This is a genomic window from Streptomyces sp. NBC_00457 (assembly GCF_036014015.1).
Classification (GTDB): domain Bacteria; phylum Actinomycetota; class Actinomycetes; order Streptomycetales; family Streptomycetaceae; genus Streptomyces.
In genome coordinates, this window is the sequence record NZ_CP107905.1 from 6497229 (window position 1) to 6521541 (window position 24313).

Below are 24313 nucleotides of genomic sequence, written 5' to 3' on the forward strand. Positions count from 1 at the left end.
ATTGGGGGGTGGCGTGGAGTCCGCATGACTACGCGGCAGTTAAGCGCTTGTTGCCTGCCTCTCTTTCAGGTGGGGGTGCGCTGTGAGATGGGGCGACACCGATGTCAATACGCGCAATTCGGCCGTGAAGAATTCGGGTTGAGGGTGTGCAATTCCCTCACATTGCTCGAATTGAATTCGAACCACGTTTGAGGGTTTCGGGGAGGGGCGGCAAGCGGGGTGGTCTCTGTCATCAAGCAAATCCCCCGGTGAAATCCGCCCCGGAAGCCGACATGAATTCCTTGGTCAGGCCGTCGGACGCCCCATCGCGCGGTACGACCAGCCCGCCCGCCGCCACAGCTCCGGGTCGAGGGCGTTGCGCCCGTCCAGCAGGACACGGGCCGTGGCGACCTCGCCGAGCGCGGCCGGGTCCAGCTCGCGGAACTCGCGCCACTCGGTGAGATGGAGTACGACATCGGCGCCCCGGACGGCGTCGACGGCGGTGTCGGCATAGCCGAGCGTCGGGAAGAGCCTGCGGGCGTTCGCCATGCCCTTCGGGTCGTACACCGTGACCTGGCCGCCCTGGAGGTGGATCTGCCCGGCGACGTTCAGCGCGGGCGAGTCACGGACGTCGTCCGAGTCCGGCTTGAAGCTGGCGCCGAGCACGGCGACCCGCTTGCCGAGGAAGGAGCCGCCGCCGAGCGCCTCCCGCGTCATCTCGACCATCGCGCCGCGGCGCCGCATGTTGATGGAGTCGATCTCCCGCAGGAAGGTCAGCGCCTGGTCGGCCCCCAGCTCACCCGCGCGTGCCATGAAGGCCCGGATGTCCTTCGGCAGACAGCCGCCGCCGAACCCGATGCCGGCCCGCAGGAACTTCTTGCCGATCCGGTCGTCGTACCCGATCGCCTCGGCGAGCTTGGCGACATCGCCGCCCGCGGCCTCGCACACCTCGGCCATCGCGTTGATGAACGAGATCTTGGTCGCCAGGAAGGAGTTCGCGGAGGTTTTCACCAGCTCGGCGGTCGGGAAGTCGGTGACGACGAAGGGCGTGCCCTCGGCGATCGGCGTGGCGTACACCTCGCGCAGCAGCTTCTCCGCCCGCTCGCTGCGTACGCCGGCGACGAGCCGGTCGGGGTGCAGTGTGTCCTGGACGGCGAAGCCCTCGCGCAGGAACTCCGGGTTCCAGGCCAGCTCGGCGTCGGCGCCGGCCGGCGCGTGCGTGGCGAGGTAGGCGGCGAGGCGCTCGGCGGAGCCGACGGGGACGGTGGACTTGCCGACGACGAGGGCGGGGCCGGTGAGATGCGGGGCGAGCAGCTCGAAGGCGCTGTCGACGTAACTCATGTCGGCCGCGTACTCGCCATGGCGCTGCGGGGTGTTCACGCACACGAAGTGGATGTCGCCGAAGGCGGCCACCTCGGCCCAGTCCATCGTGAAGCGCAGCCGGCCGGAGGACCCTTCCATGCCCGCGACATGCTTGCTCAACAGTTCCTCGAGGCCCGGCTCGAACATCGGGACCTGGCCCCGCTGCAGCATCTCGATCTTCTCGGGCACCACGTCGAGGCCCAGCACCTCGAATCCGAGCTCCGCCATGGCCGCGGCATGTGTGGCGCCGAGATAGCCGGTGCCGATCACGGTGATCTTGAGGGCCATGGGGTGCTCCAGGAGTCTTCGTCGGCAGTGCGGGGCCGAGCATAGTCGGAGGGTCTGACGGGCAGTTTTCCCGCTGTCGCCAAGCTCACGTCCCCGTCCCGTGAGCCTGCCTCTAAAATTTGAGTTACTTAACGGTAATTAGCGCCAGCATCACAGCTTTGGAGCGTGAGAGACCTTGGCCGGATCGGCTGACTTCGACCTGTACCGCCCGTCCGAGGAGCACGACATGCTCCGTGACGCCATCCGCTCGCTGGCCGAGGCGAAGATCGCGCCGTACGCCGCAGCGGTGGACGAGGAGGCCCGTTTCCCGCAGGAGGCGCTGGAGGCGCTGGTCGCCAACGACCTGCACGCCGTTCACGTACCGGAGTCGTACGGCGGCGCGGGCGCCGACGCCCTCGCCACGGTGATCGTGATCGAGGAGGTGGCGCGTGTCTGCGCGTCCTCCTCCCTCATCCCCGCGGTGAACAAGCTGGGCTCGCTGCCGGTGATCCTCTCCGGCTCCGAGGACCTGAAGAAGAAGTACATGACGCCGCTCGCCAAGGGCGACGGAATGTTCTCGTACTGCCTCTCCGAGCCGGACGCGGGCTCCGACGCGGCCGGCATGAAGACCAAGGCGGTCCGCGACGGCGACCACTACGTGCTGAACGGCGTGAAGCGCTGGATCACCAACGCGGGCGTGTCCGAGTACTACACGGTCATGGCGGTGACCGACCCGACGAAGCGCTCCAAGGGCATCTCGGCCTTCGTCGTCGAGAAGTCCGACGAGGGCGTCTCCTTCGGCGCCCCCGAGAAGAAGCTCGGCATCAAGGGCTCCCCGACCCGCGAGGTCTACCTCGACAACGTCCGCATCCCCGCGGACCGCATGATCGGCGAGGAGGGCACCGGCTTCGCCACGGCGATGAAGACCCTCGACCACACCCGCATCACCATCGCCGCCCAGGCCCTCGGCATCGCCCAGGGCGCCCTCGACTACGCCAAGGGCTACGTCCAGGAGCGCAAGCAGTTCGGCAAGGCGATCGCCGAGTTCCAGGGCATCCAGTTCATGCTGGCGGACATGGCCATGAAGATCGAGGCCGCCCGTCAGCTCACGTACGCCGCCGCCGCCAAGTCCGAACGCGGCGACCGCGACCTCACCTTCCAGGGCGCGGCGGCCAAGTGCTTCGCCTCGGACGTGGCCATGGAGGTCACGACGGACGCGGTCCAGTTGCTGGGTGGGTATGGCTACACGCGTGACTATCCGGTGGAGCGGATGATGCGCGATGCGAAGATCACACAAATATATGAGGGTACGAATCAGGTCCAGCGGATCGTGATGGCCAGGAACCTTCCCTGACAGGACTCTTGGGCCCGACAAGGCTCGTGAAGGCCACACGCACAGCCCCCGGCAGCGGCACGCCGGGGGCTGTCGTCGTACGTCAGCCAGTCACGAAGGTCCAATGCCACCACTCCGTTGGGTAGTTCACCAGCCCCGCGGCCGCGAGCACGGCACCCAGCGTCTCCCGGTTGGCCCTGGCCTCCCCGCTGATATTGCGGCGTCGGTGTAACAGTCGCCCTCGCTGTCCTCGGGGCTCGCGTTCAGGCGGATGCCCAAGTCCAGCTCGCAGCAGGAGAGTTCGGCCAGAGTGAGGTCGACGCCGGCGCTGTGGAGGGCGATCTCGGTTGGGGAGACGTAGCGCTTGCCGCCGAGTGGGTCCGTTCGGCGGCGTACTCCTCGAAGTACGTGCGCTGGAGGGAGGGCGGCCGGTAGCCCTCGACGAAGAGCAGGCGCAGGCCCTGCGGGAGCAGCGACTGGGCCTCGATGAGCCGTTGCAGGACGCCTTTCCGCAGGTGGGCGAAGGCGGCGGACGGGTCCTGTTTGCGGGTGTCCACCAGCAGCGAGCCTTCGCGGCGGACGTCGACGAGAGGTTCGCCGCACTCCGCGACGGGTATGGCGGCGACCCTCGGGTCCGCCATCAGGACGATCTCGTTCACGATCTCGTTCATGACGCGATCATCTCCAATCGCATCAAACCTCGGGAGGCGCCCCCATGGGTGCGTTTTCGGCCTTAACTTGGTCGCATGATTGGCTCCTCGCGATTCCGTACCGATGTGTCGCACTCGGCGCGGATCTGGAACTACTGGCTCGGCGGCATGGGCCACTACCCGGTGGACGCCGAGGTCGGCGACCGGATACTTTCGCTCGTGCCGGCGCTGCCCCGGTCGGCCGTCGCGGACCGGCGGTTTCTGACGCGTGCGGTGCGGTATCTCGCCGAGGAGGCGGGAATCCGGCAGTTCCTGGACATCGGGACCGGGCTGCCCACCACCGACAACACCCATGAGATCGCCCAGCGGGTGGATCCGTCGTGCCGGATCGTCTGCGTGGACAACGACCCGCTCGTTTTCGCCCACGCCCACGCACTGCTGAACAGCACGCCGGAGGGGGCCGCCGTCTTCATCGAGGGCGATGTGCACGACCCGGAGGCGATCCTGCGGGACGCCGCCGAGACGCTCGACTTCAGCCGCCCCGTCGCGATCACCATGCTGGGCATCCTGAACTTCGTGCTGCGTACCGACGAGGCCGTCTCCGTCGTGCGCCGGCTGCTGGACGCCGTACCTTCCGGCAGCTACCTGGTCGTCTCCCACCCCACCACCGAGGTCGACGGCGAGGCGATGACCAAGGCGGTGGACTACTGGAACGGGCAGGGGACCGCGCCGATGACGCTGCGCAGCCGCGCCGAACTCGTCCGGTTCTTCGAGGACGTCGAGATCCTGGAGCCCGGCATCGTCACCTGCTCCCGCTGGCGCCCCGACGCCGCGGAGGGCGAGAGTGCCGAGGTCACCCACTTCGGCGGCGTGGGCAGGAAGCCGTAGTCGGTACGGGCGGGATGCCCGTAATCAGCACGCATGGTGGAATTCTTACGTCCGTCCCATGGCGGGGGCGCGCGGAGGGGCGTACGACGGTAGGGCGAGGGTCCGACTCCGGGCCCCGCCGATCCGAGGAGGAACCATGCAGCAGCAGTCCACCACCATGACCGCGATGAGCAAGCAGATGCAGGACTGCGTCGAGGCGTGCATGACGTGTCACAGCGTGTGCGAGGAGACCATGAGCTCCTGTATGCAGATGGGCGGCCAGGCTCAGATGCAGATCATGCGCGCGCTCATGGACTGCGCCGAGACGACCCGTATGTGCGCGGACATGATGATGCGCCGCTCGCCGATGTCGGCCGAGATGTGCGCGATGTGCGCCAAGGCCTGCGACATGTGCGCCGAGGCGTGTATGTCCATGCCGGAGGACCCCCAGATGATGCGGTGCGCGGAGGCGTGTCGCCGCTGTGCCGAGACCTGCCGCACGATGGCCGGCGCCACGATGTGACGCTCGCCCGAACGCGCTCAAGGGCACCCCGAGGGGTGCCCTTGATGCTGGGTGCCGTGCCCGTCAGTTGCTTGAGACGGTGACCTTCTCGTCGTTCTTCAGCTGGCCGACCAGCGTCTTGACCTTGGCCTCGTCCCAGACGAGGTTGCCGCCGGAGGAGCCGGAGATCGGCATGTTCATGGACTTGCCGTCGCCGCCGGTGACGCCCTTCATCGCCCAGAACATGTCGGCCAGGTCGAACAGGCTCATGTCCTTGTCGACGACGAGGGTGTCGAGGCCCGCGCCCATCGTCGGGTAGAGCTTGAAGGGGTTGAGGACCGTGCTCGGCGTCGCGGTCTGGTTGGCCAGGGCCGCGAGGAACTTCTGCTGGTTCTTCGTCCGGTCGAGGTCGCTGCCCGCGAGCGCGTACCGGGTGCGGACGAAGGCCAGGGCCTGCTCGCCGTTCAGGGTCTGCTTGCCCGCCTGGAAGTTCGCGCCGGACTTGGTGTCCTTCATCCCGCCCTTGGGGATCTCGATCTCCACGCCGCCCACCGCGTCCACGATGTTCGCGAAGCCCGCGAAGCCGATCTCGACGTAGTGGTCGATGTGCAGGCCGGTGTTGAACTCCACGGTCCGCACGAGCAGTTCGGGACCGTCCTCCGCGTAGGCCGCGTTCAACTTCACGTGCCGGCCCGTGCCCTGGAACGTCTTGCCGGACTCGGAGCCGACGAAGGTCGGTATCTCCACGTCCGAGTCACGCGGCAGGGAGATCAGCGTCGGGCCGTTGTCGCCGGTGTGCAGGATCATCATCGAGTCCGTGCGCTTGCCCTCGGCGGACCCGGTGCGCAGCTTCTTCTTCTCCTCGTCGGACAAGCCCTCACGGCTGTCGGAGCCGACGATCAGATAGTTCGTGCCCGCGCCCGCCTCCGGCCGGTCGATCACCTTCGACAGGTCGACGTCGCGGTTGAGCTTGGAGTCGGCCCAGAAGTACGTGCCGATGGACACCACGATCAGCAGCGTCACCAGCGTGAGTGCCGTCCACTTGATGCGGCGTCGCCAGTTCGGCCGGGGCCGCGGACCGTACGGGTCGTCAGGGCCGCCCGGCCCCCCGCCGCCGGGGGTGCCGTAGACCTGGCCTGTGTTGTAGTCGTTGCCGTACGCGTCGTCGTAGCCGCCATTGACGTACGACGGCTGCTGCGGGACCCCGCCGCCGTACGCGCTCTGCCCGGGCGGCGTGGCCGCCGGGCCGCGGCGGACCTGCCGCATCACGCGCGCGCCCTCGGGCTGTGCGCTCGCGCTACCGTGTCCGTACCGGCGGCCGCGGTTGTCGTCGGACCATGCCTCGGGCCAATCGTTCATGGGCCCCAGTGTGCAGGGCACGGCCGTGTCCCTTACAAGGTTCGTCGGAAAATAAGGGCGCGGCTGTTGCCAATCTGACACAAAGTCCGCGCATGTCGACTCGGCATAAGGTGGGGGTCATGACAGACCAGGCCAGCGTCATGGATTGCGACACCGCGGCCATACCGGACAGGCCCTGGTTCATGGAGCCGCGGGAGCGGCGCGCGGGCGAGGGCTTCGAGGACTGACCCCGGCTCTCAGCCGCACTTCACCTCGTCCCCCCGTACCACCCCGGACTCCGTCTGCTCCGGATCCTCCGCCCGCACCTTCCGCACGTCCCGGAAGTCCGGCCCGACGATCACCTTCAGCATCGGCCCCTGCCCCTTGACCGCCCGGAGCTCGCTCCCCGGCAGCGCGGCGGCCAGCGTCTTCGCGGAGCGGTCCCAGCGGGGGTCGAAGGTGACGACCGTGCGTTTCACGGCTTCCCGTGCCGTCACCGGCTGCCGGGTGGTCAGGAACCCGGTCGCCGCCAGCTGCTTGTCCGCGCGGGTGCCGAGCCCTGCCGTGGGCGACCCGTTCTCCACCTGGACGCGGATCTGCTGCGGGGCCACCTCCACGCTGACGGCCGTGGTCTTCGGGCGCTGCAGGGCCAGCGGCTTGTCCTGGCGCAGGGCCTGGAAGATCCGGTCCGCCTTGACGGGGTCCCACTTCAGCGTGGAACCGACGTCCTTCACGGCGTATCCCATCTGGCCGATCGGCACGGTCGTGAACTCGGACGAGGAGGGGGAGAAGTTCCGCATCGCCCGCCCCAGGTCCAGCAGCTCGTCCGTGCCGAAGCCCTTGTCGGCCCGCACGGACCCGAGCACCGCCCGCGTCACGTCCCGGAACTTGATCGGGTTCAGCAGCACCCCGGACGACGTGGCCTGGTCGATCAGCGCGGCCATGAACCGCTGCTGCCGCTTCATCCGGCCGAGGTCGGAGGCCCCGTCGACATGCCGGGAGCGGACGAACCGCAGCGCCTCACCACCCCTGAGCTGATGCGTGCCGGCCGGCAGGTCGAGTCCGGTGTACGTGTCCTTCATCGGCTCGGCGAGGCAGATCTTCACGCCGCCGACCACATCCACGGTCTTCATGAAGCTGGTGAAGTCGACCTCCAGATAGTGGTCGATCTTCACATGCGTCATGTGCTCCACGGTCCGCACGGTCAGCTGCGGCCCGCCCTCCGCGTACGCCGCGTTGATCTTGAGGGGGTGGCCGTGGTGCCGCTTGCCGGTGGTCTGGTCGACATGCGGGGGAGTCTCGGCGTACGAGTCGCGCGGCAGGCTCACCACGCTCGCCCGCTCCCGGTCCTCCGAGATGTGCACGATCATGATCGTGTCGGTGCAGTGGCAGGGCTCGCCGCCCAGCCGGTACTTGCGCCGCTCCGCCTCGCCGATCTTGTCGCGGCTGTCGGTGCCGACCAGCAGCACGTTCATGCCGTCGCCGGCCTGCGGACGGTTCTTCATGTCCTTGAAGGGGTCGACCCTGGCGATGTCGGAGTCGAGGCTGGTGATCACCGAGTGCCCGATGCCGGCCGAGGCTAGGACCACCACGGACAGCGTGGTCACCACCCGCATGGCCCAGCGCGGCTTGTTCCGCCGTACGGGCGGCCGCGGCGCACGGGACGTCGGCTGGTGGCGGCGCGGCGTCTGGGCTCTGGACCGAGGCGGCGTGGGCGGCGTGGGCAAGGAAGGACACCTCCGCGAGGGCCGTACGGTGGGCTGGGTGTGCGATTTGTGAGCACCGTAGGCCCATACGATCTGTGGCCCGGGGCACCGCCACCGGCGGGGCGCATCGCTGTCCCCCATTCGCGGTAACGTGAGCCTCCTATGAACGCCAAGCCCGACGTGCAGCTCCCCGCCGTGTCCGTGATCATGCCCGTCCTCAACGAGGAGCGGCATCTGCGCGGAGCCGTCCAAGCGATCCTCGCCCAGGAGTACGCCGGCGAGATGGAGGTCGTGATCGCCCTCGGTCCGTCCACGGACCGCACGGACGAGATCGCCGCCGAGCTGGTCGCCGAGGACTCCCGTGTGCACACCGTCCCCAACCCGACCGGCCGTACGCCCGCCGCGCTGAACGCCGCGATCAAGGCCTCACGCCATCCGATCGTCGTCCGCGTCGACGGGCACGGCATGCTCTCGCCGAACTACATCGCCACGGCCGTACGGCTCCTGGAGGAGACCGGCGCGCAGAACGTCGGCGGCATCATGCACGCCGAGGGCGAGAACGACTGGGAGCACGCGGTCGCCGCCGCGATGACGTCGAAGATCGGCGTGGGCAACGCGGCCTTCCACACCGGCGGCGAGGCGCAGCAGGCCGAGACCGTGTACCTCGGGGTCTTCCGGCGCGAGGCGCTGGAGCAACAGGGCGGCTACAACGAGGAGTTCATCCGCGCCCAGGACTGGGAGCTCAACTTCCGGATCCGCGAGGCGGGCGGGCTGATCTGGTTCTCGCCCGAGCTGAAGGTGTCGTACCGGCCGCGCCCGAGCATGCGCGAACTCGCCAAGCAGTACCGGAACTACGGCCGTTGGCGGCACGTTGTCGCCCGCTACCACGAGGGCTCCATCAACCTGCGCTACCTCGCTCCGCCGACCGCGGTGTGCGCCATCGCGGCGGGCCTGGTCGTGGGCGCGCTGGTGACGCCGTGGGGCTTCGTGGTCCCCGGCGGCTATCTCGCGGCGATCGTCCTCGGCTCCGTCCCCGCGGGCAAGGGGCTGCCGCTGAAGGCACGGCTGCAGATCCCCGTCGCGCTCGCCACCATGCACATGTCGTGGGGCTGGGGCTTCCTGACCAGCCCCCGCTCGCTGGCCCGCAAGGTGATCGCGAGCCGGCGTCCCGCGGTGCGCGTGGACGCCGACGCGCGCTGAGCGGCGCTCGTCACCAGGTGTACGCCGGGTTCACCTGCATACACGCCTCGTCGTCCGCCCCGTTGAGGGCCTCGGCCGTGTCCGGGGTGGTGTCGTCGGTCTTCGGCGCCTTGTAGGCCGTACCCTCGCGCCAGTCCGCTCCCACGACGAGCGTGACACCGGAGACGTCGGTCGACTGCTTGACCGAACTCGCCGGAATGCCCAGGGACTTGGCGACGGCGCGGGCATCGCCCTCCAGCTCGGCGCTCGGGTAGCGGACCAGTGTCGTGGCCTCGCTCCCGGCGGCGGGGTCGGCGATCGCCTCGTCGAAGCCCTTGCCGACGAGCAGGTTGACCACGTCGCTCGCGCGTCCGTTCCGCGGGGCGAGGGTGTCGGACCCGGTGCCGTTCTGGACCAGGACCGCGATCTCGGAGTCGGGGGCGGCGGGGTCGTCGGCGGTCTTCTCGGCGGCTTTCCCGGGCTTCTTCGCGTCCTTGCCGTCCAGCGCGATGTCCTCGCGCACCAGCCGGAAGAGCTGCTCGGCGTCCTCCGTGGGCTCGACGCGCGCGCCGACGTACCGGTTCGGCATGGTGGTCATGGTGATGCGCTTCGGCTCGACCTTCCGCAGCTCGTTGCTGAGGTCGTAGAGCGCCTTTACGGTGCCCAGGCCCGGGTCGACGGTGAGGGCCGCGGTGGCCTGCTCGGCGAGGCGGCGCAGCTTGTTCGGGTTGCTCAGGGTGGCGTTCTCCCGCAGCACGCGGACCATCGAGTTCATGTACATGTGCTGGGCCTTGGCGCGGGCGAGGTCGCTGCCGTCCTCGAAGCCGTAGCGGGTGCGCAGCCACTGCAGGGCCTGCTCGCCCTTCACCGGGTGCGTGCCCTTCTCCAGCTTCAGACCTGAGCCATGGCCCCGGCTGTCCTTGGAGTAGATGTTGGCGTCCACACAGACCGGGACGCCGCCTATGGCGTCCGCCATCGACACCACGCCTGCGAAGTCGACCATCATGAAGTGGTCGATGTGGATGCCGGTGAGCTCCTGCCAGGTGGCCACCGTGCAGCCGGGACCGCCGTGGCCCAGGCTCCGGTTGGTCATCACCCGGCCGTCGCTCGCCTCGTACACCTCGCCGTCGTCGGGGTCGGTGCACTTCGGGATCTGGACGAGGGTGTCGCGCGGCATGCTGACGACCGACATGTTGGTGCGGTCGGCGGACAGGTGCACCAGCATCTGCACATCGGCCAGCGGGGTCGCGCCGAAGGTCTCCTTGGCGCCGCCGAGCTTCTGGTTCTCCTCGGTGTCCCGTGCGTCGGAGCCGATGAGCAGGATGTTCAGCGGGGTCTGGCCCGCGGAGTTCGGCGTGGGCTCGGCGACCTTGTTGTCGCCCAGGTTGAGTTCGTCCTGCTTGATGTTGCCGTTCAGATGGCGGTAGTAGAGGTAACCGGCGCCGGATGCGCCGAGTATGAGGACCGCCAGGGTCATCGCCGACCAGCGAAGAACCCGCCGCCCCTGCCCCGGCCGTCGTGAGCCGTGCCGACCGCGGTCCACCCCGCCGTCCCGCTCGCCGGCCCCCTCGGCGACCGGTACGGCCTCCCGCACACCGTTCTGCGTCAACTCGCCCGTCCTCCCCACCCTTTGCGCCCACACCGGCGTCACACAGAGGCCCGCCGTCTGTCCGGAAGACATACGACGGGCCCCTGAGGTTGCCCCTAAGGCCTCAACTGGCGCACTGGACCTTGTCGGCGGTGGACTTGTCCACGTCCGGCGTCGCTGCCGAGGCGGAGTTGAGCTTGACGCCCGCGCCCTTGAAGTCCTTGCCGAGGATCAAGGTCATCGTCGGCAGACCCTGGGCGTTGTCCACGCTCTGGCCCGGCTTCATCGCCGAACCGGACAGGCCCATGATGTCGGCGAGCCGTCGCGCCTGGTCCGCCTGGTCGGGAGCGTACTCCAGAGTCGTTTTCGCCTGCGTTGCCTCGGCGTTGCCCGCGTTTTCCGACTTGGTGACGCCCGCCTCGGTCTGCAGGTAGGCCAGCTCCGCCTGCGCACTGCCCGCGGCGGCGCCGCCGTTGAGGATCCGCACCCGCACCTCGGAGGCGGCGGCCTTGGTGCCCTTCAGCCGGGCGGCGACCTCGGCCTTCTCCTTCTTCTCCTGCGCCTTGACCTCGGTGAACGAGATGTCGTTCGCGATCATGTCGAAGACCTGGGGCGCCTTCGCCTCGTCGACGACGACCGTCGCCTTGACCACCTCGGCGGGGTTGTCCTTCACCGGGATCGTGGCGAAGGTGATGTTCTTCGTCGGCACCTTCTTCAGCTCCAGGGCGATGTCCTTGAGCGTGTTGACGTTGCCGATCGGCTCGTCCACGGTCAGCGCCTTGGTGGCGGCCTCGGCCAGCTTCAGCAGCTTGGCGGGGTTGGTGAGGGTGTTGCCGGAGGACATCTTGCGCATCAGCGAGCCCAGGAACTGCTGCTGCACCTTGATGCGGTCCAGGTCGCCGCTGTTGCCGAAGCTCTTGCGGGTACGGAGGAAGGCGAGGGCCCGCTCGCCCTCGACCGTCGACGTGCCGGCGGGCAGCACCAGCTTCGACTGCTTGTCGTTGACGGCGTCCTCCACACAGACCTCGACGCCGTCCACGGCCGCGGTCAGCGTCTTCACCGCGTTGAAGTCGGCCATCATGAAGTGGTTCGGCTGTATACCGGTGGCCGCCTTCACGGTGCGCATGGTGCAGCCCGCGTCCCGGCCGCTCTCACCGAGACTCGCGTTGAAGCGGACGCCTTGCGTTCCCGGAATCACCGTCTCGGTGCCGTCCTCCTTCGTCGTCGGACAGTCCGGGACGTCGACGATCAGGTCGCGCGGGATGCTCAGCGCGGTCGCGTTCGAGCGGTCCTTGGAGACGTGCAGCAGGATCGTGGTGTCGGCGTGCCCGACGTTGCCGGTGTCGCCGTAGCCCTCGTTGCCCTCACCGGTCCGCTTGTCGGTGCCGATGATGAGGATGTTGAAGGCCTCGTCCTTGCTGAAGTTGCTGGCGCCCGCGTCGCCGACGTCCGTCGTGGCGACGTTGCCTTCCAGGTGCTTGAGGTAGAGGTATCCGCCACCGGCCAGGGCGACCAGGACGAACGCCATGGTGCCGCCGGTCCACAGCACGGCCTTCTTCGCCTTCGACTTCTGCTGTTTCGCCGGCCGGCGCCCGCGCCGCCCGGGCAGCGGCTCCTCGGGCGGGACCCCGCGGCGCCCCCGCTGCGGCGGGATGTCGCGGCCGGGGGCCTTGGGGGACGTACGGCTTCGGGGAGCACCCGTGCCTGTCTCGGCGGCTGGTCTGCGGGGCCGGGGAACCGCCGACTGCGGAGCGGAAGGGCTCAATCGCAGTTCGTATTCACCGGTGTTCGGATTGAGTACCCACTGGTCTGCGGGATCGATGTCGTCCCCCCGCCCACGGCCTTGCGCGTCCACGGTTGTCCGAAACCTCCGTCAGGGCCACGCGGCGCTCTCCCCCCGGAAAGCGCACGGGTGTTGGTCAACACAGTGCTCGACCCCCAGGACAGATTTCGTGGCCGGGGATCACTGAATCGCTCACACTATCCGCCCAGTTGGGCATCGAGCGCGGCAGTGACAAACTCCACGACCCTACAACCGGTCATTCCACCCCATTTCCCTGAAAGCGAGTTCCCTGTCCTGGTGTGCGAGTCCCCCCTGAGCCTTCAGTACGTACGAAGAGCGCGCAGCGTTCGAATCACCAGCGGTAGGGCGCGTACACATCCATGCACTGCTTGGCGTCCGAGCCGTTGATTTCATCGGAGTTGCCCGGCAGATCCCCCGCCTTGGGCGCCGACTGCTTCGGATACGCGGTGCCCGTGCGCCAGTCGCCGCCGACATCGACCGTGACACCGGAGACGTCGGTCGACTTCTTCACCGAACTCAGGGGAATTCCCAGGGACTTGGCGACAGCATGGGCGTCACCCCGCAACTCGGCGCTCGGGTAGCGCACGACCGTACGGTCCTCGGAGAGCGTCGCCGAGGTGTCCGCCGTGGCCTTGGTGAAGCCCTTGGACGCGAGGGCCTGGGCGACCGCGCCGGCGCGACCGGAGACCGGGGCGGCGGTGGAGGACTGCGTGGCGTTCCGCACCAGGACGCCGACCGCGGCCTTGTTCACAGCGGGGGCAGGCTGCTCCTCGCTCGCCGGCTTCTTCTGCTGCGCCTTGCCGCCCTTGTCGTCGAAGGGCACGTCGTCCCGGAGCATCGACCAGATCTTCTCGGCGGCGGCGCCGTCCGGCACCAGGTGGTCGCTGTTCTGGGAGTCGGGGACCGTGGGCAGGGTCGTCATGGTGATGCGGTCGGTGGGCACCGTCCTGAGCTGGGTGCCCAGGTCGTAGAGCTGCTTGACGGTGCCGATCTCCTGGGAGACTGTCAGGGACTTCGTGGCCGCCTCGGCCAGGTCCATCAGCCGGCCGGTGTCGCTGAAGACGTTCTGCTGCTTGAGGGTGCGGAGCATCGAGTTCAGGTACATGTGCTGGGCCCGCGCCCGCAACGGGTCGCTGCCCCAGGCGTGCCGGGTGCGCAGCCACTGGAGCGCCTGCTTGCCCTCGACCTTCTTGCGGCCGGCCGTCAGCTTCAGACCGGAGCCGCCGGGCACATTCGGCAGCGGACGGTCCCACACGTTCTGCTTCACGCACACCTCGACGCCGCCGATGGCGTCCGCCATGCTCACCACGCCCGCGAAGTCGATGGTCATCCAGTGGTCGATGTAGACCCCGGTGAGGTTCTGCCAGGTGGCCAGCGTGCAGCCGGCTCCGCCACGGGCCAGCGACTCGTTGATGATCGTGTCGGTGGGCGGAAACGTCTTGCCGGTGTCGGGGTCCTCGCACTCGGGGATGTCGACCCGGGTGTCCCGGGGAATGCTCACCACGGCCGCGCTCTTGCGGTCCGCGGACAGGTGGATGAGCATCTGCACATCGCCGAGCGGCGGGTTGCCGCGGTTGTCCCGGCTGCCGCCCAGCGCCACGTTCTCGTCGGAGTTACGGCTGTCGGAGCCGATCATCAGGATGTTCAGCGGGGTCTGCCCGGCGGCGTTCGGCGCGGCCTTGCCCACCTTGGAGTCGCCGCTGGCGCGCTCGCCCTTCACGATGTTGTCGTTCAGGTGCTGGTAGTAGAGGTATCCGGCGCCGGCCGTCCCGAGTATCAGAACCGACAGCGTCGTCGCGGACCATCTCAGCACCCGGTGCTTGCGCCTGGGCCGCCGACGGTGCCCGAATGGCGCCCCCTCCTTCTCCTCAACGCTGAGCGTCATCCGCTGTTCTCCCACCCTCGCGCCAGTGAAACGGGCCTGCTTCACGTCCTGTGAGACGTGAAGCAGGCCCGTCAGGTCACCTCATTTGGCGCATTCGACCTTGTCGGCCGTGGATTTCTGCACGCCCTCCGGCGTCGAACCCGAGGAGGAGTTGAGTTTCACCCCGGCTCCCTCGAAGTCCTTGCCGAGGGTGAGGGTCATCGTGGGCAGGCCCTGGGCGTTCTCCACGCTCTCGCCCGGCTTCAGCGCGGAACCGGAAAGGCCCATGATGTCGGCGAGCCTGCGGGCCTGGTCGGCCTGGTCGGGGGAGTACTCGAGCGTCGTCTTCGCCAGTTCGGCGTCGGCGTTTCCGGCGTTCTCCGACTTCAGTACGCCCGCCTCGTTCTGCAGGTAGGCCAGCTGCGCCTGCGCGCTGCCTGCGGCGGCGCCGCCGTTGAGAATCCGCACCCGCACCTCGGAGGCGTCGGCCTTGGTGCCCTTCAGTCGGGCGGCCACGGCGGCGGCTTCCTTCTTCTTCTGCGCCTTGACCTCGGTGAACGACACATCGTTCTTGATCATGTCGAAGACCTCGGGCGCCGTCGTGTCGTTGACGACGACGGTCGCCTTCACCTTCTCGGCCGGGTTGTCGATCACCGGCACCGTGGTGAAGGTCAGGTTCTTGGTGTTGAGCTTGCCCAGCTCCAGACCGAGGTCCTTCAGCTTGCCGATGCTGTTCAGCTGGGAGTCGACGGTCAGCGCCTTGGTGCCCGCCTCCGCCAGCTTGATCATCTTCGACGGGTTGGTGAGCGTGTCGTTGGACTTCAGCTTCCGCATCAGCGAGCTGAGGAACTGCTGCTGCAGCCCGATCCGGCTCAGGTCACCGCCGAAGCCCACCGAGTGCCGGGTGCGGACGAAGGCGAGCGCCTCCTCGCCCTCGATCGTGTGCGTGCCCTTCGACAGCTGCAGCTTCGAGTCCGGGTCGTCGATGTCCTTGGCCAGACACACCTCGACGCCGCCCACTGCGGAGGTCAGCGTCTTCACCGCGTTGAAGTCGGCGACCATGAAGTTGTCGGGCGTGATCCCGGTCAACTCGGTGACGGTCCGCGAAGTGCAGCTGGGCGTACGGCCGTCCTGGCCGAGGCTGGTGTTGAAGCGGACGCCGTCGGTGGCCGGGATCGTCTTCGTGCTGCCGTCCTCCTGCGTCGTCGGGCAGTCCGGGACGTCGACGATCAGGTCACGCGGGATGCTCAGCGCGGTCGCGTTCGTCCGGTCCTTGGAGACGTGCAGCAGGATCGTGGTGTCGGCGTGTCCGACGCTGCCGGAGTCGCCGTAGCTCTCGTTGCCCGCCCCGGTGCGCTTGTCGGTGCCGATCAGCAGGATGTTGATCGCCTTGTCCTTGCTGAAGCCGCCGGTGCTCGCGCCGTCGTCGGAGACGGAGGTGATGTTGTCGTTGAGGTGCTCGATGTAGAGATATCCGGCACCCGCGGCGGCCAGCACCACGAACGCCATGGTGCCGCCGGTCCACAGCAGGACCTTCTTCGCCTTCTTCTGCTTCGCCGGCCGCCGTCCGCGCCGACCGGGCAGCGGCTCCTCGGGCGGCGCCCCACGGCGCCTGCGCTGCGGCGGAACCGCGCGTCCGGGGGCCTCGGGAGACGCCGTACGGCTTCGGGGGACCCGCGCTCCGGTGCCGGGGGCCGGTCGGCGGGGACGGGGGACCGTCGACTGCGGTGCGGAAGGAGTCAGTCGCAGTTCGTATTCGCCGGTGTTCGGATTGAGTACCCACTGGTCCGCGGGATCGATGTCGTCCCGCTGCCCTCGTCCTTGCGCGTCCACGGTTGTCCGAATCCTCCGTCGGGGCGCGGCGCCTTCTCCCCCATCGGCGCTCGGGTCTCGTACAAGCAGTGCGCCGCCCGGGACTGCAATCCCCAGGTCGAGCGCACCGAAGCGCTCACACTAACCGCACGGATCGGCGCGGAGCGACGCCGGTGACCCATGCCACGCCCCTACAACTGGGCAATCCGCCCATTTCTTTGAAAGCTGTTGGCCTGCTTTGCGTTCGCTTTATTCACAGGTGTCCTCGTCGGCGGTCGTCCCGCTGAACGTGGGCGCGGGCGAATCGGCCGCGACGGGCTCATCGGGCCGCCGCGCGGCGGACTTTCCGTCGTCCGGCCCGTACAAGGAGTAATCGTCGTACGTGCCGTCGCGGCCTTTTGCGGTGGAATCCCGCGGAAGTTCCGCGGCGACCGCCACCGGCGCGTCCGTACGCAGCCGCTCGAACAGTTTCTCCGCCTCGGGCTCCACCAACTGGTCGCGATTGGCGTTGTAGACATACGACTCCCGCGGAACGGTCAGGAATTGCACACGTTCGGTGGGGATGTCGCGTACTCCGCGCGCGAGATCGTACAAACCACGCAGACTGGCCAGTCCCGGGTCGGTGGTGAGCGACGAGGTGGCGGCGTCCAGCACGGGATACAGCTTCACCGGATTCAGCAGGACGTCATTGCTGCGCACCTTGCTCACCAGCGCGCCGAGAAAGCGCTGTTGGCGGTTCATGCGGTCGGTGTCGCTGCCGTCGCCGAGGGACTTGCGGACGCGGACGTACCCGAGGGCCTGCTCGCCGTCGAGCGTCACCCTGCCGGCGGGCAGCCGCAGTTTGGCGTCCTTGTCGCGGATGGGTTCCTTGAGGCAGATCTCCACGCCGTCGACGGCGTCGACCATTTCCTTGAACCCGTTGAAGTCGACGACCATGTGGTGGTCGATCCGAATACCCGTGAGTTTCTCGACGGTTCGGATGGTGCAGGCCGAACCACCGGCCTGGAAGGCGTAGTTGAACATCGCGAACATCGGTTCGGTCCGGCTGCCGTCCCGGCGCAGACAGGCGGGCACGTCGACCATCAGATCGCGGGGGAGCGAGACGGCGGTGGCGCTGCGCCGCCCGGCGGACAGATGCAGCAGGATCGTGGTGTCGGACCGCTCGGTCCCGGAGTCCTGCCCGTACCGCCGGTTCCCTTGGCCGGCCCGGGTGTCGGACCCGATGAGCAGCAGGTTCATCGCGCCCTTCACCAGGGCGGTGGGCCGCTCCTTCTCGTACCGCGCGAGCTCGGCCGCGGCCGCCTGGTCCGGCGTGATGTTCGCGTCGAGCTTCACATAGACGGCCCATACGCCCCCGCCGGCGGCCAGCGTCAACACGCCGAGCCCGAGGGCGGTGCCGCGTATCCAACGCCGCCGGCGCCGCCGTATCAGCCCACTCCCGGTCGGCGACGCCCCCGCTGCGGTGTCGCTCACGTCAGTTCCACCCCTCATGGCGTACGAACGCGTACGAACGTGTCGTGCGGCTGCTGTTACGACCATGACCCGGGTGAGGGCCGGGGGGTGGGTGATGCTGGGCCGAATGGGGGACAAGGGGGGCCTGGGGGGCGGTTGCGGTGGCGGCTCGCTACCTCGCCGTCGCCGTGACCCGCTCGCTCTCGATCCGCTTGGCCAGCGCTTCCTCGCTCAGCTCGTCCAGATGGCGGCACAACACCACGGAGCCGCCGGTGGCCAGCGGCCCGTACAGCCCGGCGTTGAGCCCTTCCCAGGTGTCGTACGGCAGCCCGGACAGGATCCGCGACGTCGGCCCCGTCAGTCCCAGCCCCGTCGCCTCGTCCCGGGCCCGCTCGACGACCTCGGCCCCGCTGAACTCCCGTCCGGCCACGATCAACGCGGGCTCCTCCGGATCGACCGGCGCGAACGGCACGAACCGGTCGCCCTGCCCCGGCACCTCGACGGCGTAGTCGACGAACCCCTCCGGCGGCTGCGGGAAGCGACCGCCGAGCGGCCGCAGCGCCAGCGCGACCCGCGTTCCGGAACACGCCCGCGCCGCGTCCAGCGCGTCCGGCCCGCTGACGACCACGTCGGCCAAGGCCGGATCGCCGCCGGCGTCCGCGAGCGCGCCCACCGACGAACACGCCAGCAGCCACACCGCCGTCTGCCAGTGCGCGGGCAGCAGCAGGGCGACCCGGTCCCCGGGTTCCACGGACAACTCGCCCTGCAGCAGATTCGCGGTCTTGGCCACCCAATTGGCGAAGGTGGCCACGGACAATTCGACGCGTTCCCCGGTGGCGTCGTCGTAGAAGGTGACCAGGGGACGTCCGGGATCCGCGGCGAGCGCGGAACGCAGCAGGTCGGCAGGGGTGCGATCGGTGGCGTTCACCCGCGCAAGCGTAATGGCGCACGCGGGTGCCCAGCCAACGTCCGTCCACGCCTCCGCCACCGGTTCGGCCCAGAGCGTCCAACGGTCCGTCAATTCCCCAATGGACAAATATGAATGCATATGTCCAACATCAGGAGCATGCGTGGACTCATTGCTTCCTCGATCGGCGTCACCTGCGCCGCCGCCCTCGCCCTCCCGCTGACCCCGCCCGCAGTCGCGGCGGCAGCGAGACCGGCACCCGGCGCGGAGGCGGCCACGACCGTCGCCCGGGCCACCGAGCCGGACGTCCCCGGCAGCACCCAGTCCCTGCCCCTCATTCCCCTCGACGGCGACCGCACCGCCGGCCCCACCGCCGAACAGGGCCTGCCCCGCCGGGACGTACGGCGCTTCTCCCTCGTCGGAGTCGTCTGGGACAACCCGGACACCGAACTCCACGGCCGCGTCCAGGTCCGTACCCGAGACGCCGTCACCGGCACCTGGTCCGGCTGGCAGGACGTCGAGACGCACAACCACGAGCACGCCCCCGACCCGGACACCGACGAGGCAGCCTCGGGCCGCGTCCACGGGGCCACGGCCCCGCTGTGGGTGGGGGACTCCGACGGGGTGGAGGTACGGGTCAGCGCGGAGCCGCAGGCGACGGGAGGTGACGGGGCCGACCGTCCGGGCGGGGCGCTGCCTCCGGGCATGCGTCTGGAACTGGTGGATCCGGGAGTGGCTCCAGCAGGTGAGGGCGGTGCTGTGCGGGAGACCGACCGCCACGCCGACCAGCAACTGACGGGCCGGCAACTGACGGACAGGCAACGGGCGACGCCCTACATCGGCCCACGTCCGCGCATCGTCACGCGCCGCGGCTGGGGCGCGAACGAGAGGTTGCGGGAGAAGAAGGTCCGCTACACGAAGAAGGTGAAGGTGGCCTTCGTGCACCACACCGGGACCGGCAACAAGTACTGGTGCAAGCAGGCCCCCTCCGTCATTCGCGGTATCTACCGCTACCACGTCAAGAGCATGGGCTGGCGCGATGTCGGCTACAACTTCCTCGTCGACAGGTGCGGAAACATCTACGAGGGCCGGGCCGGGGGCGTGGCGAAGCCGGTGCTCGGCGCGCACACCCTCGGGTTCAACAGCAACAGCATGGGGATCGCCGTCCTCGGCACCTTCGAGTCAAAGAAGCCGTCCGGGAACGCGCTGAAGGCGATCTCCCGGCTCGCGGCCTGGAAGCTCGGCCTGTACGGCGTGAATCCGCGCGGCAAGACATATCTGAAGTCCGGCGGTGGGAATCTCTACCGGAAGGGAAAGAAAGTTCGACTGAACGTGATCTCCGGCCACCGGGACGGCTTCGACACGGCATGCCCGGGACGGCAGCTCTACCGCAAGCTCGGCTCTGCCCGCGCCACGGCGGCCCGCTACCAGGGCCGGTGAACCGCGAGGCCGGGCAGCTGAACCGCAGGGCTTCGCCGGACGGCTGAACCAAAGCGCAGGAATGAAACGTCTGTGAACAGGGGACGGAACGCCGCACGGCCGTCGACGGCGTGCCGGACAGGTCTGCATAAACTGGCCCGCCGAACGACAGATCGGCCGGTCCCGGCAGGAAGCAGAGACGACAGGTGACAGAAGCGATCCTCCTGGTCGGCGGCAAGGGCACCCGGCTGCGTCCGCTCACCGTGCACACGCCCAAGCCCATGGTCCGCGCGGCCGGCGTGCCGTTCCTCACGCACCAGCTGGCGAGAGCGAGAGCGGCGGGCGTCGACCACATAGTGCTGGCGACGTCCTATCTGGCCGAGGTCTTCGAGCCGCACTTCGGTGACGGCTCGTCCCTCGGCCTTCATCTGGAGTACGTCACCGAGGAGGAACCGCTCGGCACGGGTGGCGCGATCCGCAACGTGGCGAGCCGCCTGCACTCCGCCCCCGACGACCCGGTCCTGGTCTTCAACGGCGACATCCTGACGGGCCTGGACATCGAGGCGCTGGTGGAGACCCACGGCACGACGGGCGCGGACGTCTCCCTGCACCTCACGAAGGTGACGGACCCCCGGGCGTACGGCCTGGTCCCCACGGACGACACGGGCCGTGTCCTGGCGTTCCTGGAGAAGCCCCAAACGCCGGAGGAGATAGTCACCGACCAGATCAACGCGGGGGCATACGTCTTCCGTCGCTCACTGATCGACACGATCCCGCAGGGCCGCCCGGTATCCGTGGAGCGGGAGACATTCCCCGACCTGCTCTCGGTCGGCGCCCACCTCCAAGGCATGGTGGATTCGACCTACTGGCTGGACCTGGGCACACCCGCGGCGTTCGTACGAGGCTCGGCGGACCTGGTCCTGGGCCGCGCCCCGTCCCCCGCGGTCCCCGGCCGCTGCGGCGACCGTCTGATCCTGCCGACGGCGAGGGTCGCCCCGGACGCGAAACTGACGGGCGGCACGGTGGTCGGAGAGGGTGCGTACGTCGCCGAAGGCGCCCGAGTCTCCGGCACGACCATCCTCCCCGGCGCCGTCATCGAACCCGGCGCCGTCATCACCGACTCCCTCATCGGCACCCGCGCCCGCATAGGCGAACGCTCCATCCTCACCGGCACGGTCATCGGCGACGGCGCCATCATCGGCCCCGACAACGAACTCATCGACGGCGCCCGGATCTGGTGCGACGCGAGAATCCCGGCGGGCGCGGTGCGCTTCTCCTCGGACCAGTAAAGAAGCGGTGCCTGCACCTCGCAGTGCAGACCTTCACTCACCTGGCTCTTCAAGTCCCGGATCCCGACGCCGACCAAGCCGTACATGCCGGTCCTGTCGTCACGGCGGCGAGGAGGAGGGGGCGGGTGTGTCGGCGTCGAGGGCTGCTGCGCGGAGGGCGGCTGCCACGCGGGTGACGGACTCCGTGGGCGGGTGGGGGAGACGGGCCAGGAGCAGCCGGCGCTGTTCTTGGGGTCCGCCGCGAACGGGGAGGACGCGTACGCCCGGTGGTGCGGCCGGGGCGAGGACGGCGGGCACGGTGGTCAGTCCGAAGCCGGCCGCGACGAGGTGGAGCTTGGCCAGCCAGTCACGTGCGGTGTGGGCGATGTCGGGCCGCTCGTCCAGGCCCGGCCATACGCCCATCAACCGGTCCTCGCCGGAGGTGGAGCCTGCGATCCAGCGCTGTCCGCGCAGGTCGGCGACGTCGACGAAGTCGCCGCGGGCCAGCGGGTGGGCGGCGGGCACCGCGAGGCGAAGGGCCCGTTCGGTGAGGGTCTGCAGGGCGAGCGGGGGCGTCTGGGTGTCCGGCGGCCGGAACGGCGGTGCGGACGCGAGCAGGGCCAGGTCGAGGCTGCCGGCCCGCAGGGCGCGGATCAACGCGGGGGTGCTGCCCTCCCGGCCGACGACGTGCAGGGCGGGGTCCGTGCGGCGGAGCGCGGTCAGGGCTCGGGGGAGCAGGACGGCTCCGGCGCTGGGGAACCATCCCAGGCGGACCGTCGCGGCTTGTCCGGGCAGGCCGGACAGCTCGCGGGCGGTGGCTTCGATTTCGTCGAGCACGGTCGTCGCGTGGCGCATGACGAGGCGGCCGGCCGCAGTGAGTCGTACACCCTCACGCCGACGTTCCAGCAACTCGGCACCTGCCGCCCGCTCGATCGCGGCGATCTGGCGGGACACCGCCGACTGCGTGTAGCCCAGCGAGGCGGCGGCCGCAGTGAAGGTTCCCTGCTCGGCCACGGCACGGAAGACCCGCAGGGCGGTGAGCGACACGTCCGTGAAGTCCATGACGTTTACGCATACCAGATGTGCCAAATCTTCGTTGGACTCATGGAAGTCGCATTCCTAGCGTGGCGTGTATGAACACTTCGCGCATCGCGCTCGTCACGGGCGCCAACCAGGGACTCGGCCGCGCCCTCGTCGAAGGACTGGCCGCCCGGATGAACCCCGACGACCTGGTCCTCCTCACGGGCCGCAACCACCAGCGCGTGCGGGACGCCGCCCGCGAGGTCACCGAGCTGCCGGGCACGCGGGCCCGCGTGGAGGGGCGGGTCCTGGACGTCTCCGACGCCGACGCCATCGTCCGCCTCGCCGAGGACCTGAGAGTCCGGTTCGGCGGTGTCGACGTCGTCATCTCCAACGCGATCGCCCGCCTGTTGCCCGAAGAGTCACAGGCCGAGCGGGCCGACGAGTTCATCGACGTCTCCAACACCGCCACGCACGCGATCCTGCGCTCCTTCGCCCCGGTCCTTCGCCCGGGCGGCCGGCTGCTCGTCGTGGCCAGCAGCCTGGGCACCCTCGGCCACCTCGACGCCCGGCTGCACCACCTGTTCGACGGCGCGAGCCTGAACCAGGTCGAGTACGCCGTCGAGTCGTGGCGTGCCGCCCTCCACAACCGGACCGCGCGGGAGGCCGGCTGGCCCCTCTGGTTGAACGTGCCCTCGAAGGTGGCTCAGGTCGCCGCCGTCCGTGCCGTCGCCGCCGAACGCCGCGAGAACGATCTCGCCGACGGCACGCTGATCGCGGCCGTGTGTCCCGGCATGGTCGACACCGCCACCTCGCGCCCCTGGTTCAGCGACTACAGCCACGCCCAGTCACCGGCCCGGGCCGCCGAAGCCCTGCTCGACCTGGTCTTCGCCGACCACGTCGACCCCGCCCTCTACGGCGAACTCGTCCGCTTCGGCAAAGCCCTGGACTGGTACGGCGGCACACCCCCGGTGGAACAGGACCGGATGCTCACCCCCTGACACTCCGTCGCACACGCCTCACATCACACCGCCGGGAGTTCACTCATGGGTTCCATCACCACGCCCTTCGGCTTCTCCAGCACGGCTGCCGAGGTGGCGCAAGGCGTCGATCTCACCGGCCGTCGTGCGGTGGTCACCGGCGCGTCCTCCGGCATCGGGGCCGAGACGGCCCGGGCCCTGGCCGCCACGGGAGCGGCGGTCACCCTCGCTGTCCGGGACAGGGCGGCGGGCGAACGCGTCGCCAAGGACATCACCGCATCGACCGGCAATCACGAGGTGCATGTCGCATACCTCGACCTGGCCGATTCCGCGTCCGTCACCGCCTTCACCGCCTCATGGCGGGGCCCGCTGCACGTCCTGGTGAACAACGCGGGCGTCATGGCCTGCCCCGAGCAGTACACCGAACAGGGATGGGAGTGGCAGTTCGCCACCAACCACCTGGGCCACTTCGCCCTCACCACCGGACTGCACGACGCGCTGGCCGCCGACGGCAACGCGCGCGTCGTCATGGTGAGTTCCACCGGCCATCAGCGGTCACCCGTCGTCTGGGACGACGTCAACTTCGCCTTCCGCCCCTACGACCCGTGGCTCGCCTACGGCCAGTCCAAGACCGCCAATGTCCTCTTCGCGGTCGAGGCCACCCGCCGTTGGGCCGCGGACCACATCACCGCCAATGCCCTCATGCCCGGCGCCATTTACACCAACCTGCAACGGCACACCGGTGGCCGAGGCAGCGGAAGGGTCCCCGCCCACCTGATCAAAACCGTCGAACAGGGCGCGGCGACCTCCGTCCTCCTCGCCACATCGCCTCTCCTCGAAGGCGTCGGTGGCCGCTACTTCGTCGACTGCAACGAGACCGAGGTCGTTGAGCGCCGCTCCGGCACCCTGCATGGCGTCGCCCGGTACGCCGTCGACCCGGACAACGCCCGACGTCTGTGGACCCTGTCGCAGGAACTGCTCGCCCACGCCCGCTGAGAGCGGAGTCCCGGCACGCG

Annotated in this window: 18 protein-coding genes and 1 pseudogene; 8 read left to right on the plus strand and 11 right to left on the minus strand. The window is 69.2% G+C overall.

Going from position 1 to position 24313, the window contains the following annotated elements; translation table 11 throughout:
- Positions 1–285 precede the first annotated feature (285 nt).
- Positions 286–1629, minus strand: a complete 1344-nt coding sequence (locus tag OG828_RS29740) for a UDP-glucose dehydrogenase family protein (RefSeq protein ID WP_328363385.1) — start codon at positions 1627–1629, stop codon at positions 286–288.
- 175 nt (positions 1630–1804) lie between these two features.
- On the opposite strand from OG828_RS29740, the gene OG828_RS29745 reads away from it, so the two are divergent.
- Positions 1805–2962: an acyl-CoA dehydrogenase gene (locus tag OG828_RS29745; RefSeq protein WP_282615163.1), complete on the plus strand. Its 1158-nt coding sequence runs from the start codon at positions 1805–1807 to the stop codon at positions 2960–2962.
- A gap of 82 nt (positions 2963–3044) precedes the next feature.
- On the opposite strand, the pseudogene OG828_RS29750 reads toward OG828_RS29745, so the two are convergent.
- Positions 3045–3600, minus strand: a pseudogene (locus OG828_RS29750) (M15 family metallopeptidase).
- A gap of 87 nt (positions 3601–3687) precedes the next feature.
- Here OG828_RS29750 and OG828_RS29755 point away from each other — a divergent pair.
- Positions 3688–4479, plus strand: a complete 792-nt coding sequence (locus tag OG828_RS29755; RefSeq protein WP_328502856.1) for an SAM-dependent methyltransferase — start codon at positions 3688–3690, stop codon at positions 4477–4479.
- Between the two features lie 136 nt (positions 4480–4615).
- A complete protein-coding gene (locus tag OG828_RS29760; protein WP_328363391.1) occupies positions 4616–4981 on the plus strand; it encodes a four-helix bundle copper-binding protein in 366 nt (121 codons plus the stop codon).
- 63 nt (positions 4982–5044) lie between these two features.
- Here OG828_RS29760 and OG828_RS29765 read toward each other — a convergent pair whose 3' ends face one another.
- Together OG828_RS29765 and OG828_RS29770 are read right to left on the minus strand one after the other, a co-directional pair.
- Positions 5045–6319 (minus strand): LCP family protein, encoded by a 1275-nt coding sequence (locus OG828_RS29765; protein ID WP_328440289.1) that lies wholly within the window; start codon positions 6317–6319, stop codon positions 5045–5047.
- A 236-nt stretch (positions 6320–6555) separates the two neighbouring features.
- Positions 6556–8025, minus strand: coding sequence for an LCP family protein (locus OG828_RS29770; RefSeq protein WP_443062443.1), 1470 nt, complete (start codon positions 8023–8025; stop codon positions 6556–6558).
- 141 nt (positions 8026–8166) lie between these two features.
- On the opposite strand from OG828_RS29770, the gene OG828_RS29775 reads away from it, so the two are divergent.
- On the plus strand, positions 8167–9204 hold the full coding sequence (locus tag OG828_RS29775) for a glycosyltransferase family 2 protein (RefSeq protein WP_328502857.1): 1038 nt from the start codon (positions 8167–8169) through the stop codon (positions 9202–9204).
- Positions 9205–9214: 10 nt separating this feature from the next.
- On the opposite strand, the gene OG828_RS29780 is transcribed toward OG828_RS29775, so the two are convergent.
- The 6 genes from OG828_RS29780 to OG828_RS29805 form a co-directional block, all read right to left on the minus strand.
- On the minus strand, positions 9215–10864 hold the full coding sequence (locus OG828_RS29780) for an LCP family protein (protein ID WP_328502858.1): 1650 nt from the start codon (positions 10862–10864) through the stop codon (positions 9215–9217).
- 31 nt (positions 10865–10895) lie between these two features.
- Positions 10896–12626 (minus strand): LCP family protein, encoded by a 1731-nt coding sequence (locus OG828_RS29785; RefSeq protein ID WP_328440293.1) that lies wholly within the window; start codon positions 12624–12626, stop codon positions 10896–10898.
- A gap of 280 nt (positions 12627–12906) precedes the next feature.
- Positions 12907–14460 (minus strand): LCP family protein, encoded by a 1554-nt coding sequence (locus OG828_RS29790; RefSeq protein ID WP_328502859.1) that lies wholly within the window; start codon positions 14458–14460, stop codon positions 12907–12909.
- Positions 14461–14541: 81 nt separating this feature from the next.
- Positions 14542–16272 carry an LCP family protein gene (locus tag OG828_RS29795; protein WP_328363409.1) on the minus strand — a complete coding sequence of 577 codons (1731 nt, stop codon included), beginning with the start codon at positions 16270–16272 and terminating at the stop codon, positions 14542–14544.
- Positions 16273–16500: 228 nt separating this feature from the next.
- A complete protein-coding gene (locus OG828_RS29800; protein WP_328363412.1) occupies positions 16501–17742 on the minus strand; it encodes an LCP family protein in 1242 nt (413 codons plus the stop codon).
- A 133-nt stretch (positions 17743–17875) separates the two neighbouring features.
- Positions 17876–18631, minus strand: a complete 756-nt coding sequence (locus OG828_RS29805; RefSeq protein ID WP_328440297.1) for a TIGR03089 family protein — start codon at positions 18629–18631, stop codon at positions 17876–17878.
- A gap of 138 nt (positions 18632–18769) precedes the next feature.
- Here OG828_RS29805 and OG828_RS29810 point away from each other — a divergent pair, with 138 nt between their 5' ends.
- Together OG828_RS29810 and OG828_RS29815 are read left to right on the plus strand one after the other, a co-directional pair.
- Positions 18770–20050 carry a peptidoglycan recognition protein family protein gene (locus OG828_RS29810; RefSeq protein ID WP_328502860.1) on the plus strand — a complete coding sequence of 427 codons (1281 nt, stop codon included), beginning with the start codon at positions 18770–18772 and terminating at the stop codon, positions 20048–20050.
- Positions 20051–20235: 185 nt separating this feature from the next.
- Complete coding sequence (locus tag OG828_RS29815) at positions 20236–21318, plus strand: NDP-sugar synthase (RefSeq protein ID WP_328502861.1); 1083 nt, start codon at positions 20236–20238, stop codon at positions 21316–21318.
- Positions 21319–21417: 99 nt separating this feature from the next.
- On the opposite strand, the gene OG828_RS29820 is transcribed toward OG828_RS29815, so the two are convergent.
- Positions 21418–22359, minus strand: coding sequence for a LysR family transcriptional regulator (locus tag OG828_RS29820; RefSeq protein ID WP_328363424.1), 942 nt, complete (start codon positions 22357–22359; stop codon positions 21418–21420).
- Positions 22360–22430: 71 nt separating this feature from the next.
- On the opposite strand from OG828_RS29820, the gene OG828_RS29825 reads away from it, so the two are divergent.
- Together OG828_RS29825 and OG828_RS29830 are read left to right on the plus strand one after the other, a co-directional pair.
- Complete coding sequence (locus OG828_RS29825) at positions 22431–23318, plus strand: SDR family NAD(P)-dependent oxidoreductase (protein ID WP_328502862.1); 888 nt, start codon at positions 22431–22433, stop codon at positions 23316–23318.
- Between the two features lie 45 nt (positions 23319–23363).
- Entirely contained in the window at positions 23364–24293 is a 930-nt protein-coding gene (locus OG828_RS29830) for an SDR family NAD(P)-dependent oxidoreductase (protein ID WP_328502863.1), read from the plus strand.
- Positions 24294–24313: the final 20 nt, after the last annotated feature.

Bases quoted from the DNA above. Each gene is read 5' to 3' on its own strand.
- OG828_RS29810 (WP_328502860.1), top strand. From the start codon at position 18,770: ATGCGTGGACTCATTGCTTCCTCGATCGGCGTCACCTGCGCCGCCGCC.
- OG828_RS29765 (WP_328440289.1), bottom strand. From the start codon at position 6,319: ATGAACGATTGGCCCGAGGCATGGTCCGACGACAACCGCGGCCGCCGG.
- OG828_RS29780 (WP_328502858.1), bottom strand. From the start codon at position 10,864: ATGTCTTCCGGACAGACGGCGGGCCTCTGTGTGACGCCGGTGTGGGCG.
- OG828_RS29830 (WP_328502863.1), top strand. From the start codon at position 23,364: ATGGGTTCCATCACCACGCCCTTCGGCTTCTCCAGCACGGCTGCCGAG.
- OG828_RS29760 (WP_328363391.1), top strand. From the start codon at position 4,616: ATGCAGCAGCAGTCCACCACCATGACCGCGATGAGCAAGCAGATGCAG.
- OG828_RS29800 (WP_328363412.1), bottom strand. From the start codon at position 17,742: ATGAGGGGTGGAACTGACGTGAGCGACACCGCAGCGGGGGCGTCGCCG.
- OG828_RS29755 (WP_328502856.1), top strand. From the start codon at position 3,688: ATGATTGGCTCCTCGCGATTCCGTACCGATGTGTCGCACTCGGCGCGG.
- OG828_RS29820 (WP_328363424.1), bottom strand. From the start codon at position 22,359: ATGGACTTCACGGACGTGTCGCTCACCGCCCTGCGGGTCTTCCGTGCC.
- OG828_RS29825 (WP_328502862.1), top strand. From the start codon at position 22,431: ATGAACACTTCGCGCATCGCGCTCGTCACGGGCGCCAACCAGGGACTC.
- OG828_RS29740 (WP_328363385.1), bottom strand. From the start codon at position 1,629: ATGGCCCTCAAGATCACCGTGATCGGCACCGGCTATCTCGGCGCCACA.
- OG828_RS29775 (WP_328502857.1), top strand. From the start codon at position 8,167: ATGAACGCCAAGCCCGACGTGCAGCTCCCCGCCGTGTCCGTGATCATG.
- OG828_RS29790 (WP_328502859.1), bottom strand. From the start codon at position 14,460: ATGACGCTCAGCGTTGAGGAGAAGGAGGGGGCGCCATTCGGGCACCGT.